At 44.9% G+C, this 14642-nt stretch carries 15 protein-coding genes; 11 read left to right on the plus strand and 4 right to left on the minus strand.

Features of this window, described 5'->3' with window-relative positions; all coding sequences use genetic code 11:
* The first annotated feature begins 285 nt into the window (after positions 1-285).
* Positions 286-1155 carry a flagellin Hag gene (gene hag / locus BLL41_RS07185; RefSeq protein ID WP_071577315.1) on the plus strand — a complete coding sequence of 290 codons (870 nt, stop codon included), beginning with the start codon at positions 286-288 and terminating at the stop codon, positions 1153-1155.
* A 199-nt stretch (positions 1156-1354) separates the two neighbouring features.
* On the opposite strand, the gene BLL41_RS07190 is transcribed toward hag, so the two are convergent.
* Positions 1355-1585 carry a hypothetical protein gene (locus BLL41_RS07190; RefSeq protein ID WP_003235419.1) on the minus strand — a complete coding sequence of 77 codons (231 nt, stop codon included), beginning with the start codon at positions 1583-1585 and terminating at the stop codon, positions 1355-1357.
* Between the two features lie 217 nt (positions 1586-1802).
* Between BLL41_RS07190 and yvlA the strand changes: the two genes are divergently transcribed.
* From yvlA to BLL41_RS07215, 5 genes are all read left to right on the plus strand, one after another.
* On the plus strand, positions 1803-2129 hold the full coding sequence (yvlA, locus tag BLL41_RS07195) for a protein YvlA (protein WP_014665526.1): 327 nt from the start codon (positions 1803-1805) through the stop codon (positions 2127-2129).
* 24 nt (positions 2130-2153) lie between these two features.
* Positions 2154-3251: a DUF4097 family beta strand repeat-containing protein gene (locus BLL41_RS07200; RefSeq protein ID WP_040081688.1), complete on the plus strand. Its 1098-nt coding sequence runs from the start codon at positions 2154-2156 to the stop codon at positions 3249-3251.
* A 4-nt stretch (positions 3252-3255) separates the two neighbouring features.
* Positions 3256-3453, plus strand: a complete 198-nt coding sequence (locus tag BLL41_RS07205; RefSeq protein WP_003228065.1) for a PspC domain-containing protein — start codon at positions 3256-3258, stop codon at positions 3451-3453.
* Between the two features lies 1 nt (position 3454).
* Positions 3455-3814, plus strand: a complete 360-nt coding sequence (locus tag BLL41_RS07210; protein ID WP_071577316.1) for a phage holin family protein — start codon at positions 3455-3457, stop codon at positions 3812-3814.
* A 200-nt stretch (positions 3815-4014) separates the two neighbouring features.
* On the plus strand, positions 4015-7884 hold the full coding sequence (locus BLL41_RS07215; protein WP_071577317.1) for a lamin tail domain-containing metallophosphoesterase family protein: 3870 nt from the start codon (positions 4015-4017) through the stop codon (positions 7882-7884).
* Positions 7885-7902: 18 nt separating this feature from the next.
* Here the strand turns inward: BLL41_RS07215 and nagR are convergent, their stop codons facing one another.
* Genes nagR through nagA form a run of 3 tightly spaced genes read right to left on the minus strand, consistent with a single transcriptional unit; the run spans position 7903 to position 10567 of the window.
* The gene (nagR, locus tag BLL41_RS07220; RefSeq protein ID WP_071577318.1) at positions 7903-8634 is read right to left on the minus strand and encodes an N-acetylglucosamine utilization transcriptional regulator NagR; all 732 of its coding nucleotides are present in this window, start codon (positions 8632-8634) and stop codon (positions 7903-7905) included.
* Between the two features lie 17 nt (positions 8635-8651).
* Positions 8652-9380, minus strand: coding sequence for a glucosamine-6-phosphate deaminase (gene nagB, locus BLL41_RS07225; RefSeq protein WP_071577319.1), 729 nt, complete (start codon positions 9378-9380; stop codon positions 8652-8654).
* Complete coding sequence (nagA, locus tag BLL41_RS07230; protein ID WP_071577320.1) at positions 9377-10567, minus strand: N-acetylglucosamine-6-phosphate deacetylase; 1191 nt, start codon at positions 10565-10567, stop codon at positions 9377-9379. Before nagA ends, nagB begins: the two co-directional genes overlap by 4 nt.
* 181 nt (positions 10568-10748) lie before the next feature.
* Here nagA and hprK point away from each other — a divergent pair, with 181 nt between their 5' ends.
* The 5 genes from hprK to hprF are packed head-to-tail and all read left to right on the plus strand — an operon-like array spanning position 10749 to position 14635.
* Positions 10749-11681, plus strand: a complete 933-nt coding sequence (hprK, locus tag BLL41_RS07235) for an HPr(Ser) kinase/phosphatase (RefSeq protein ID WP_071577321.1) — start codon at positions 10749-10751, stop codon at positions 11679-11681.
* Between the two features lie 13 nt (positions 11682-11694).
* Positions 11695-12504, plus strand: a complete 810-nt coding sequence (gene lgt, locus BLL41_RS07240) for a prolipoprotein diacylglyceryl transferase (protein WP_071577322.1) — start codon at positions 11695-11697, stop codon at positions 12502-12504.
* Between the two features lie 23 nt (positions 12505-12527).
* A complete protein-coding gene (locus BLL41_RS07245) occupies positions 12528-13466 on the plus strand; it encodes a nucleoside recognition domain-containing protein (RefSeq protein ID WP_071577323.1) in 939 nt (312 codons plus the stop codon).
* A complete protein-coding gene (gene ppaX, locus BLL41_RS07250) occupies positions 13463-14113 on the plus strand; it encodes a pyrophosphatase PpaX (RefSeq protein WP_071577324.1) in 651 nt (216 codons plus the stop codon). The genes BLL41_RS07245 and ppaX overlap by 4 nt, the downstream gene beginning before the upstream one ends.
* 3 nt (positions 14114-14116) lie before the next feature.
* Positions 14117-14635, plus strand: a complete 519-nt coding sequence (hprF, locus tag BLL41_RS07255; RefSeq protein ID WP_071577325.1) for a heptaprenylglyceryl phosphate O-acetyltransferase — start codon at positions 14117-14119, stop codon at positions 14633-14635.
* Positions 14636-14642: the final 7 nt, after the last annotated feature.

Consider the following 14642-nt stretch of genomic DNA (forward strand, 5'->3'; position numbering starts at 1 on the left):
AGCAGGCAAGCTTTTTCTTTACGATAATAGGTTTAGAATCGTCTTTGGGTAAAATTTCTTTGGGAAAACGCCTAAACATTTACAAATTGCTGTCGATATATGAATTGAAAGGCGGATGATGATTTCCAAATTAAGCAGACAAACCCTATTAAGGGGTTTAAAGGCACCTTTAATCAATAACTGAATCTACATAGGCTAGAAGCTTTAGTGGAGTCTCATACGCCAGAAATCAAAGAAAAGGAAGTCTTTGATTTCAAAATAAATACACATGGAGGTAATTTACACATGAGAATCAACCACAATATCGCAGCACTTAACACATTAAACCGTTTGTCCTCAAACAACAGTGCGAGCCAAAAGAACATGGAGAAACTTTCTTCAGGTCTCCGTATCAACCGTGCGGGAGATGACGCAGCGGGTCTTGCGATCTCTGAAAAAATGAGAGGACAAATCAGAGGTCTTGAAATGGCTTCTAAAAATTCTCAAGACGGAATCTCTCTTATCCAAACAGCTGAGGGTGCATTGACTGAAACTCATGCGATCCTTCAACGTATGCGTGAACTTACTGTTCAAGCAGGAAACACAGGGACACAAGATACTACTGACCTTCAAGCGATCCAAGACGAAATGGACTCTTTAATTGAAGAGATCGGTGGGCAAGACGGAAGTAAAGGTATTGCAGACCGTACGCAATTTAACGGTAAAAACCTGTTAGACGGTTCTTTTTCAGAAGCAAGCGGTAAACAGCTTACATTCCAAATTGGAGCAAATGGCGGACAGCAGTTAAGTGTAAACATTGAGAGCATGAAAGCTGCTGACTTAGGTTCAGACGCTATTAAAATTAAAGATATTAAAGTAACAGATTTCACAACTAATTCATTTGACGATCAACTTGGAGCTATCGACGCAGCAACGAATCAAGTATCTGCTCAACGTGCTAAACTTGGTGCGGTACAAAACCGTCTAGAGCACACAATCAACAACCTTGGTGCTTCTTCTGAAAACTTAACAGCTGCTGAGTCTCGTATCCGTGACGTTGACATGGCGAAAGAAATGAGCGAATTCACAAAGAACAACATTCTTTCTCAAGCTTCTCAAGCGATGCTTGCTCAAGCAAACCAACAGCCGCAAAACGTACTTCAATTGTTACGTTAATTTCTGAAAAGCTATCTCTTTCTGATAGTCACAGCTTGCCGACAGAGTCCATTAACTGGATGTGCCGGCAGGCTTTTTTTGTTACAATCATGGTGTGACAGCCAGGGAATCACTTGTATTTTCAAAACAAAAAAGGCAAGATATTGTCATCTAACCTTTAGATTTGTTTCAGTTATCATAAATGAAATGTTTTCTGCAATTACAAAGTCTTCTTATACAGCTGCTTACTTACACTCATTAAATCTTGAACAATATGCGTGTTGCTGCTATCGAGCAGCACTTTTATATATTGGATATCGTGAGAGATCGGGAAGGGGCCATGAATCTGCTCAAGCTCGGCGATCATTTCACGATTCATTCTTTTTTGTTCATGAATCAGCTTTAACACTGATTCTTGTGTTACTGTATAGTCACTGGGATCTTTCTCCATTGCTTGTCCAGCCTCCTTGGTTGCCGTAAGCTTTTTACATATTGTAATCGGTATAGCCGGAAGATTCTACTTCTAAAACTTTTTAAAATCCAATTTCCGTAAATCGGAGCATGTCTAAAGAATGAATTTGAAACCTGAAGAGATTTTAAACGTATAAATAAGTAAAACGTCCCTGATCTTTTGTCATGGGCAATTCACAATAGGAGTGTGGAATGAATTGAACCGTAATCAAGCTATTATTGCATCACTTTGTTATTTCAGTGTGTTCATTGCGCCAATCATTGTGCCGATTGTCGCTTATTTTGTAGTAAATGAGAAAGAAACAAAACGCCATGCGATACGTTCTCTTATTTCTCACATTGTTCCGTTTGTCGGCTGGCTGTTCCTTTTTATTGCTTTACTTGGCGGAGCCATTGCGATTGATGGAGACAGCCTTCTTCCTGTATTTGTCATCATTGGGGGAGCGGTTATTTATTTCTTAGTTGTCATTGGCATTATCATTTGGAATGTGATTCAGGGCATTAAGGTCCTGCGTGCAGCATAAGTAGACAATGGGGAGGAGATCGTAATGAAGCAAGAAAAGGAACGAATCCTTAAGCTTGTTGAGGAAGGGAAGCTTACAGCACAAGAGGCTTTGACACTGATTGAAAAGCTTGACAGCGACTATAAGGAAAAAGAAGAGAAAATCACAGCGCTCTCAGTTCACGTTCATGACGAGGAAGAGCCATTTACAACGGCAAAAAAAGAAAGCGGCAAGCCGTCTTTAGGAGCCAAGCTGTTTGACTGGATTGATTCTGCTGTGAAAAAGGTCAAGGAAGTTGACCTTGATTTAAACTTCGGCCATGCATATGATGTTCAGCACATTTTTCAATTTAAAGATACTGACTTTTCCAGTGTTGAGCTGCAAATTGCCAATGGCAGCGTGAATATCGTCCCTTGGGAAGATGAGGATATCAGAGCGGAATGCCAGGCAAAGGTATATCGCGCTGACAGCCAGGATGCGGCGAGACATGCATTTCTTCAGCATATTGAATGCGAAATCAAAGGAAATAAGTTTTTTATCCGTACTGAGAAAAAGACGATGAAAACGAATGTCACTTTGTATATTCCTCAAAAGGAGTATGATAAGATTCGGGTGAAGCTGTTTAATGGACCGATCAGAGGGGAACATTTACATGTAAAAGAGTTCTCAGCGAAAACGACAAACGGCGTGCTGTCGTTCTCGCATTTAACAGCTGAAAAAGCCATAGCTGAAACGGCCAACGGGCAAATTAAGCTCGCCAGCCACAGCTGCGGAACGATAGAAGCGGAAACCATTAACGGATTGATCGATCTCCGAGGGAAAAGCGAATCCATTGACGTTCAAAGCTTTAACGGAAATATTGCGATTAACGTAACAGAATCAGACTGCCGCTCCATTTATGCAAAAACAACGACTGGGAGTGTGGAGCTTGCGATTCCAGACGATCTCGCAGTGAAGGCAGAGCTGAAAAGCAATCTTGGTTCGCTGTCCCATGAATTAATGGATGTTGAGATGTTGAAGGAAAAAAATGAAACCATTCAAAAAGAAATGATGTTCACTTCAAATCAGGCACATGATCAAAACATCACCGTCTTCTCAGAATCATTAACAGGCGCCATCAAACTAAAGTACTCACAGAGGTGATCGAATGAATAAGCTTTATCGTTCAGAAAAAAATAAGAAAATCGCCGGTGTCATCGGAGGTCTCGCGGAATATTTCAATTGGGATGCATCACTCCTTAGAGTCATAACTGTCATCTTAGCGATTATGACAAGTGTCTTGCCGGTTTTGCTCATTTATATCATTTGGATTTTTATCGTCCCGTCAGAAAGGGATATGAAATGACATGGTAAAATGGGCAGTCAGCATTTTAGTCAATGCATTGTTATTAATCGTCATTGATGGATATATTGACTCCATCCATATCAGCAGCATTGGGGCAGCGATTATCGCCAGCCTCATTTTATCGATCTTAAACGTGCTGATTAAACCGCTTTTAATTATCTTTACACTGCCGGTCACCATGGTGACGCTTGGGCTATTCTTGTTTGTGATTAACGCCATCACGCTGATGATGACTGCGGCCATTATGGGTGACAGCTTTCAAATCGACGGCTTCGGCACAGCGATATGGGCATCCGTTATCCTGTCGGTCTTCCATTTGCTGATTCAAAAAGGCATTTTAGAGCCGCTTAGAAAAAAATAAAAAAAAGCTGCCCGCAAAGGCAGCTTTTTTACATGGTCTGCAGCCTCCTTAAAAAATGTGAAGTAAAGTGTTCGCTTTTTGTTCAGCAGTCCCACGTATATGTCGTATACCATCTGCCTTGTCAGATTGGACATTGTTTAAAAATGAACTCATAAGCTTCCCTGTTCAGACGCAAAATACATGAAAAGGGAGGTGTTTTGGTGAGGAAATACACAGTTATCGCTTCTGTACTATTGTCTTTTCTTTCCGTTTTGTCTAGCGGCCATCATGAATCGAAAGCCTTTCCTGTTACACAGCAGGAACCATTTCAAACGCCTCATTACATACCTTTGCTTGAAAATCCTCCTCAAATTGATGTGAAAGCTGAAATGAGAAGCAACCTAATGATTGAGGCTCAAGTTCGCGACAATTCGTATCAAGCATTTTCCGCCTTTCTTTTTTATAAACAAAGTAATGAGCTGGGCTACAAAATGGTGCCGATGGATCCGACACCCGGGGCGGTCCGCAAGTTTTTGGCGCAAATTCCGAAACGTTTGATTTGGAACAGCGAGATTGAGTATTACATTGTGATGTCGAATGGGAAGCAGCGGGTGGAGTCGGAGACGCAGAAACTGAAGCTTGAAGGATACCAGGCTGACCTTGCGCATATTCCAGAGCTTCTGATCACAGAGCTGGCGGTTGATACGAAGAACATAGGACGCGCAGACGGTTATGAATTTATTGAGATTTTTAATACGACTGACAGAACGATTGATTTTAAAGACTACCATATCCGTTACCGCTACCCAAAAGAAGGGCCAGACTCCGATTTGATTTGGAGAACTGATGAAAAGATTTTGATACCATCCGGCGAAACGTTTGTCATATGGCTGAAGCCTGCCGGGCATCCAGAATTGACGTCGGAGGATTTTAATCGGTATTATCAAACACAATTAATAGAAGGAAAAAATCTCGCGGTGATAGACGAGACAGAGGGTATGGCCAATACGAGGCCGCGGGCGGTTGTGATATCAACGAATACAGGAAAGGATATTTCGGCAGCGCATTATCGGAAACATGCGCTGCGCCGGCTGTCATCTGTGCTTTACAAGTATCCGCTAAACGGAACTGCAGAACTTTTGAACATTTCAATCGGGGAAAAAAATCCGTCTCCCGGAACCGTATTACAGGCACAGGTACCCGAGCAGAAACGGAAAATCAAGCTGGATAAAGAAAAGCCGGTCATTGAGGATTTGACTGACCGCAAGCCTGTCCGCCCTGCTGAAAGCATTGAGCTGCGGGCTGACATAAGGGATCGCAGTCTGGTGAAAACAGCAGCCTTTTACTACCGGACAGATGAAAACAAACCGTTTAAGCGAATTCTCGCTGAAAAAGACCGCAACGATAATCTCTACCATTATATTGTGTATTCGCCTGAATTGATCGGGAAGAATCAGCTAGAGTATTACGTGGCGGCAGGGGACGGGATTAATGAAGCAAGAACGCCTGTTAAAATGATTGATATTAAACAAACAAGCAAGTCGCACGGTTTGCGGATGAACATTGAAAACAGAGACACGCTGTCGGGAACTCAGTTTCTCAAAGCCACGACAGACGGGCGAGCTGACAGCATTAAGCTATGGATTGACGGAAAAAAACAAGTGACAGAGCCCGCGATGGAGAAAGAAGTGTATTTTGCGTTTGATACGAGGAAAACGAATCTTTATTTTAAAAACGCGGTAACGATGGAAGGCAAAGTATTAAAAGTGTTCGATGATACGACAAATAAATACCGCACCTATTCTGTTCCATTGCCGGAGACGCTGCTGCGCAAAGGGAAGCAGCTGCAGCGTATTACAATACGATCGGGTTCAAAGGTGTCGCCGTTTGATACGGCTGAAAACCGTGATGATTTCTTAGTCAAAAACGCCCGGTTGGTATTATCAGATGGGACGGTCATCAGGGATGAGAGGGTTTCCCCTGAGAAGGAACTCTTGATTGGCGATAATCAGCGCTCGAATAAAAGCTGGCAATTTCAATTCAATCTGCCTGACGGACTGTTTACATCACAGTTGCTGGAGTGGGATACATCAAAGCTTTCTGAAGGCGCTCACCATATTCAAGCAAGCAACGGCAAGGAAAATGTCAGCCTGGTTGTAAGGCTAGATAATTCAGGGCCTCACATTGAGCCGAATATTACCGAGGGGCAAACGTATAAAGGAAACCTTATCCTGCAGGCGGATATGTATGATAAATGGAGCAAAATTGAGGAGGCTGAAGCATTTTTAGATGGGGAAAGCATTACACTTCCATATCATACGTCATCCTCTGAACTTCTGCCGGGAAAACATTCTCTAAAAGTGACAGCAACGGATCTTGCGGGCAATAAAACAGTTATTGAGAGGACGTTTAGTACAGAACGAGAACATCCGTACCAGCCGGAGGTTATAGACAACGAAGCTGACACGCATAAGGCCAAGCTTTCTGTCCGGGTGAAGGATCCAACGAATGACGCCATGGATGTTGCTTTTTATAGGGGATTTCAGTATACAGCGCGAAACAATGTGAAAATATTTAAGCACGCGTCACTGACTGAACCGCCGAAAAGCTTTATGCCGGAAAGTGAGACTCCGTTTACGAATAAAGAATTGGAGCGGGTATCTGCTGCTGATGGAAAAACAGTATCGACAGAAAAGAAGGAGCTATTCCCTTATCACCGCTTTGAAGTGACTGTTGATCAATCCGTGGATGAGAATGATTTGGCGGAAGCGGTTTGGAAGGGCAGTTCTTTGCCGGGGAGAAAGGTGACGATGTATGCTTGGAATTATCGGACAAATGAATGGCAGCCGGTTGACAGCTTTGTCGCCAAGGATGACAAATCATTTACGCTGAAGGCGTCTGTGATCGCCTCCGATTTTGTGCGAGAGTCGAAAATGAACGTGATTGTACAGGATGAAATTCCTCCTGCGAAGGATATGTATACATTTGTCTGGATGTCTGATACACAGTATTACGCCGAAAGCTATCCGCATATTTTTGATAAACAGACCGAATGGATAAAAGATAACCAAAAGCAGCTCAATATCAAATATGTGTTCCACACGGGTGATATTGTAGATGATTCCGCCGATATCAGACAGTGGAAAAACGCTGATCGGTCAATGTCCGTTCTGGATAAGAGCGGAATTCCATACGGCGTGCTGGCCGGTAATCACGATGTCGGACATAAGGACGGTTCCTACAGGGCGTTTGGCAAGTATTTTGGCAGCGATCGTTTTGATAAAAAATTGCATTACGGCGGTTCCTATAAAAACAACCGCGGGCATTATGACCTGATTTCGAGCAATGGCAACGATTATCTCATGCTTTACATGGGATGGGGCATAACGGATCAGGACATCGCTTGGATGAATCAGGTGCTGAAGAAGCATCCTGACCGGATGGCCATTTTAGCTTTTCATGAGTATTTGCTGGTCAGTGGAAACAGAAGCCCGATCGGAGAGAAAATATTCAAAGAAATCGTAAAGCCGAACCCGAATGTTGTCATGGTGTTAAGCGGGCATTATCATAGTGCGATGCGAAAGACAGATGAGCTTGATGATGATGGTGATGGGAAACCGGATCGTCTTGTGCATCAAATGCTGGCCGATTATCAGGGCGGGCCAGAAGGCGGGCAAGGGTATTTGCGTTTGCTTCAATTTGATCAGGCCAATGACATGGTGCATGTATCGACGTACTCTCCGTATGTAAAGGATAAGAATTACTATGATACGGATACCTATGGCAACAAGGATGAATTTTCCCTTACGCTTGATTTGAAGCCAAGAATCAAAAAGGTGGAAACCGATTATTTTGAATGTAACGTATATACCAATGAAGAGCTCGGAAAACGAGAGCAAGTGAAGAGCGGGGATACAGCTGAATTCCGCTGGGATCATCTTGAACCGCAGTCTGTTTATTATTGGTACATTATAGTGGAAGACAGTTTTAACGGCAAAACGAAATCACCGATCTGGAAGTTCAAGACGAAAAAAGAGACATATCGTCCGGCACCAGACCAGTTTGATTTTCGCCATGTCTCCAATCCTTGAAAAGGGTTGGAGGCTTTTTTATGAAAGACGATCCATATAGTGGACAAATGTATAACGGTCGCCTCTGTATATGGATTTTGCATGCTCAAAAGCAGTACCGTTCTGCAGATATGTTGTTCGTTTGATTAATAGGACAGGCGCTCCCTTTTGGATACCAAGAATGTGTGCTTCTTCCGAGGTGGCAGCGCTTGGTTCAAGCTCCTGTTTGGCACGGGAAATCGGTATGCTGTTGTACCTTTCGATATGGTTATAGATCGACGACTGAAAGTGTGATTCGTTTAATTCACCCGCAAGCTCAAAGGGAATATGTGAGGACTCTATCGCCATCGGAATGTCATTTGCCAGCCGCACCCGAGTGATTTTATGGATAGAGGAGGGGTGCCCGCAGCCTAATATAGCTGCAAGCTCCTCAGTTGAATCAATAAGCTGATAATCAATGAGCCTGCTGCCTGGTGTCATTCCGCGGCTTTTCATATCCTCGGTAAAGCTTGTCAGCCCTTGAAGTGCTTGTTCCATTTTTGGCTTGCTGACAAAGGTGCCCCGCCCTTTCAGGCGATAGAGCAAGCCTTCATTCACTAAATTAGAAAGCGCCTGGCGAACCGTCATCCGGCTGATCCCGAATTGTTCGGCATATTCTCGCTCAGAAGGAAGAGGCATATCCGGCTGCAGCTCTCCGCTCTTAATTTGGGTTTTTAGTTGCTCCATAATCTGATAATAAATCGGAATAGGCGATTGTTTATTGATATTCATAAGTCAGCATGTTCCTTTCAAGGTCTTAATGACGCGGCTTCACGATCAATCAAAACCGTAACATCGGAATGCAGGTGCAAAGCAGATGCGGGAAACTCTTCGCTTATGTTTCCTTCTAACAGCTTACTTACAGCTTCCGCTTTGCTTTTTCCAGAAATGAGCAGCAGAATGCGCTTGCTTGAGAGTATCGTTTGAATTCCCATTGTCAGTGCTTTTTTCGGTACGCTGTCTATGGAAGGAAAATATCTTGCATTCGCTTGGCGGGTTTGCTCATTTAATGTCACAATATGAGTTCGCGACTTGAAAGACGTTCCCGGTTCGTTAAAGCCGATGTGTCCGTTTCGCCCGATGCCGAGAAGCTGTATGTCAGTGCCGCCCAGGGATTCAACTAGCTGTTCATACCGTCTGCATTCAGCTTCCAAATCGTCTGCATTTCCATTCGGAATAAAATGCTGTCTAGGCTTGCTGTCGATATGCTGAAAAAAACGGTCGTTCATATAGAAGTGATAGCTGTTCGGATCGTTGCTTGAAAGTCCGGCGTACTCATCCAAATTAACCGTAGTGACGTTTTGAAATGAGAGACTCTCAGTTTGGTGCAGGCGGATCAGCTCGCGATATGTGCCTTCCGGCGTGCCGCCTGTCGCTAAACCGAGAACAGCATCAGGTTTTTCTTTGATTGTATCTGCCGTTATTCTGGCTGCTTTTTGGCTTAGCTCTTCATACGTTTGACATTCCATTACTTTCATATCTGGTCAGCCTCCTTGGATATAAATGCAATGTTTCCGCGGCAAATGGTGAGAATCACCTCGCAATCACTGCTGACAATCACCAGATCTGCATCTTTTCCCACAGCCACACTGCCTTTTCGGTCAAAGATGCCCAGCTGTTTGGCCGCGTTTGCAGAAGTTATATTAGCTATATCCGTCCAAGAGCAATTTGTAAACTCACGCATATGCCGTGCGCCTTCGTTCATTTTGAGGATCGAACCGGCAAGGGTTCCGTCTGAAAGAAGAGCTGTTCGTCCTCTAACCGTCACACTTTGGCCGCCGAATTCATATACGCCGTCCTTCAGTCCTTTTGCCCTCATGGAATCAGTTATTAAAATGAGCTTGCTGCTGCCTTTTGCCAGAAAAGCAAGCTTTGCCGCTAAAGGATGGGAGTGGATGCCGTCGGCGATAAGCTCTGTCACAAACCCATCATGAGCCAGCGCCGTACCGATCACACCGGGCTCTCGGTGATGAAACGGACTCATCGCGTTGTAAAGATGGGTCATATGGGTTGCGCCTGCTTTGGCGGCCTCCGACAGCAATGCGGAATCGGCATCTGTGTGCCCCATGGACGCAATAATCGATTCGTCTTTCAAATGGCGGATCAGTTCAAAATGCTGATCCTCCTCCGGCGCAAGTGTAACAATTTTGATCAGTCCGCCCGCCTCCTGCTGCCACTTTTTGAACAGCGCAACATCAGAAGGCCTGATCCACTCTTTTGGCTGCGCTCCAGCTCTTTTAGGTGAAACAAAGGGGCCCTCTAAATGAATGCCGAGCAGTTCCGCACCTAATAAAGAGGATTCTTCAGCCGCTTTCCACTCTTTTGCATTCACCAATGCTTGAGAAATGTTCCCATGCTCTTGGGTAATCGTTGTGGCTAAAAAGCTCGTCGTGCCTTCTTCGGGCAGTCTTGACGACATGATGTCAAGGGCGGAAAAGCTTGCATCCATCGTATCCGCTCCATAGCCCCCGTGGATATGAATGTCAATCATGCCGGGAAGCAGAACGGAATCCGCAGGTGCTTGAATCTCTTTTGAATATGCCTCCTTGGGCCGTTCTGTTGAGACTGTGCTGATTTTTCCATCATTGATTCCGACATAGCCGTTTTTGATTACTTCATTTTCTGTCACGATCGATATGCCTTTGATAAGAAGACTCTCTGCCATAGATGATCCGCCTTTCTGGAATTTGAATACCTTTATTTTACTCTTTTTCAGACTAGTGATCTAGACCAGCTGAGGTGTTTTCCCGCCTTTTATAAAATCTGTTTTAGGTTCAAGCCTGAAAGTGATAAAATGAAAGTATTGTGAGCAAGCTCGGGGCAGCCCGGAACAGGAGGAACATATCGTGGCAAAGGTTCGCACAAAAGACGTAATGGAACAGTTCAATTTGGAATTAATCAGCGGAGAAGAAGGAATTAACCGCCCGATTACAATGAGTGACCTATCAAGACCAGGCATTGAAATTGCCGGATATTTTACATATTACCCGAGAGAGCGCGTGCAGCTTCTCGGAAAAACAGAGCTTTCTTTCTTTGAACAGCTTCCGGAAGAGGATAAAAAGCAGCGAATGGAGTCTCTGTGCACTGATGTAACACCTGCTATTATTCTTTCTAGAGATATGCCCATCCCACAGGAGCTGATTGACGCTTCTGAGAAAAATGGAGTGCCAGTCCTCAGATCGCCGCTGAAAACGACAAGACTGTCAAGCCGTTTAACCAACTTCCTTGAGAGCCGGCTGGCGCCTACCACGGCGATTCATGGCGTTCTTGTCGATATATATGGTGTCGGCGTGCTGATCACAGGAAAAAGCGGCGTCGGGAAAAGTGAAACAGCGCTGGAGCTTGTGAAAAGGGGGCACCGTCTTGTCGCCGATGATTGCGTTGAAATTCGGCAGGAGGATCAGGATACCCTTGTCGGAAACGCACCGGAATTAATTGAGCATCTCCTTGAAATCAGGGGGCTTGGCATTATCAACGTGATGACGCTGTTTGGTGCCGGCGCGGTCAGAAGCAATAAACGAATTACGATTGTTATGAACCTTGAACTCTGGGAGCAGGGCAAGCAATACGACCGTCTCGGGCTTGAGGAAGAAACCATGAAAATCATTGATACAGAAATCACAAAACTGACGATTCCCGTCCGTCCGGGCCGAAATCTGGCAGTCATCATCGAAGTGGCAGCAATGAACTTTAGATTGAAGCGGATGGGGCTGAATGCCGCTGAGCAATTTACGAACAAGCTGGCGGACGTCATTGAAGACGGTGAACAAGACGAATAGGAGTTGGCGTTAAATGAATGAAGCGATAGAACCACTCAATCCGATAGCTTTTCAGCTGGGGCCGTTAGCCGTCCATTGGTACGGAATCATTATCGGTCTCGGCGCTTTGCTCGGGCTGTGGATTGCGATGAGGGAAAGTGAGAAACGGGGGCTGCAGAAAGACACGTTTATTGATCTTGTCCTGTTTGCCATTCCAATTGCGATTATTTGCGCACGAATTTATTACGTTGCCTTTGAATGGGATTATTATGCGGCACATCCGGGAGAAATCATTAAGATCTGGAAGGGCGGCATTGCCATTCACGGCGGGCTAATTGGCGCCATTTTAACGGGTTATGTGTTTTCGAGAGTGAAAAACCTTTCGTTCTGGAAGCTTGCGGATATTGCCGCGCCAAGCATTTTGCTCGGCCAGGCGATCGGCCGCTGGGGGAACTTCATGAATCAGGAAGCGCACGGCGAGGCTGTCAGCAGAGCCTTTTTAGAAAGCCTGCACCTGCCTGAATTTATCATCAATCAAATGTACATCAATGGGCAATATTATCATCCTACCTTTTTATATGAATCACTATGGAGCTTTGTCGGTGTTATTGTTTTACTGCTTCTGCGCAGAGCGAATTTGCGAAGAGGCGAGATGTTTTTGATCTATATCATTTGGTATTCAATCGGAAGATACTTTATTGAAGGAATGCGGACTGACAGCTTAATGCTGACAGATTCACTTCGCATCGCTCAGGTGATTTCAATCGTATTGATTGTTTTGGCTGTGGCAGCCATCATCTTCAGACGCGCCAAGGGATACTCGAAGGAGCGGTACGCGGAGTAGACGTCAACAAAGGGGGATGAGGGATGAAGAAGATCTTTCTGGCCGGTCTTGCGGCAGGTCTTCAAACAACATGGACACTCGGTAAAGTCATTTTCCCGGTAACGTTATTGGTCACTTTGCTTCAGCATACGCCTGTCATGGATTGGCTTGTACGGCTGATCACACCGGTAATGGGGCTCTTTGGGCTTTCTGGTGAAGCGGCTATTCCGCTGGTACTGGGAAATATGCTGAATTTGTATGCGGGAATTGCCGGGATTTTGACATTGGATTTGTCTGTAAAAGAAGTCTTTATTTTGGCTGTTATGCTTTCATTCTGTCATAACTTGATTATCGAATCGACAGTTGCCGCAAAGGTTGGCATCAGAATTGGCGTTATATTGGCGGTGCGCATCGGTTTGGCCGCTGTGTCAGCCATCGTCATCAACCTCATTTGGCATGGCGGACAGGAAACGGCACAGTACGGTTTTATCGCTGCGAAGAGTGCTGCGCCGGACAGCTGGCTGGCAATGCTGGCAGAAGCCTTAACGAAAGCCGGACTTGGTGTTTTGCAGCTGGCGGCAATCGTGATCCCGCTGATGATCATCATCCAGTTTTTAAGAGATTTAGGCTGGCTGCATCGGTTTTCCAGGTGGCTGTCGCCGTTTACGCAGCTGCTTGGCATGAATAAAAATACGTCTATGACGATGGTGGCGGGGCTGACGATTGGTCTGGCCTACGGAGCGGGTGTCATGATCAAAGCTGTCGAGGATGACGGTGTGAGCAAGCGGGATATGACATTGGCATTTATATTTCTCGTTGCCTGCCATGCGGTCGTGGAAGATACACTTGTCTTTATTCCGCTCGGCATACCGGTCTGGCCTCTTCTTCTTATTCGTGTCACCACAGCAGTTCTGCTGACAATGGCTATTGCGCATACATGGAAAAAGTGGAAACCCTCAGCGGTTGGAAAGGAAGCAATATGAGTGACAAACAAGTAACGACAATTCTGTTTGATTTAGACGGAACGCTTATTAATACGAATGAATTAATTATCGCGTCCTTTTTGCATACACTGGAGCATTATTATCCGAGCAAGTATAAACGAGAAGATGTCCTTGCGTTTATCGGGCCGTCTCTTTTTGAAACGTTCTCCTCGATGGACCCTGATAAATGTGATGATATGATCGCTATGTACAGAGCATACAATCATGACATGCATGATTCACTCGTGACTGAATATGAAACGGTATATGAGACCCTGGATGTATTAAAAAAAGCCGGCTTTCAATTAGGAATTGTGACAACAAAATTAAGAGATACTGTCAATATGGGCCTCAAGCTCACGGGAATCGGCGAATTCTTTGAAACGGTTGTCACCCTTGATGATGTGACAAATGCGAAGCCTGATCCCGAGCCTGTGCTGTTAGCGCTGAAACAGCTAGGAAGCAAGCCCGAGGAAGCGATTATGGTCGGTGATAATTACCATGATGTGTTGGCAGGGAAAAACGCCGGAACAAAAACCGCAGGAGTCGCATGGACGATTAAAGGGCCGGAAATGCTGGCGAAGCATGAGCCTGATTTTATGCTTGAGAAAATGAGTGATCTATTACAAATTGTTGGAGTGAAGTAATCTGTGAGAAAAACAGATCGTCATCCGGTCTCAGGGGCTAACTCACTGTGGCATGTCTATCAAACGGTGCCTTTTTTAAAGGTCGTCAAAAATTTCATTGTCATACAAATTGCGAGATATACACCGTTTATAGGGATGAAAAACTGGCTGTACCGTACATTTCTGCGTATGAAGATTGGAAAACAGACATCCTTTGCCCTCATGGTGATGCCCGATATCATGTTTCCGGAAAAGATCTCAGTCGGAACGAATACAATCATCGGGTACAATACGACCATTTTGGCCCATGAGTATTTGATTCAGGAATACCGGATCGGCAAAGTTCTGATCGGAGACGAAGTGATGATTGGTGCCAACACGACCATTCTGCCCGGGGTGAAAATAGGAGATGGCGCAGTTGTGTCCGCCGAAACGCTTGTCCATAAGGATGTGCCTGAGGGGGCATTTGTTGGCGGTAATCCGATGAGGATCATCTATACAAAGGAAGAAATGCAAGAAAGATTGAAAAAGTCCGCTGAATAAACATCAG

This window comes from Bacillus sp. FMQ74, assembly GCF_001875785.1.
Classification (GTDB): domain Bacteria; phylum Bacillota; class Bacilli; order Bacillales; family Bacillaceae; genus Bacillus; species Bacillus stercoris.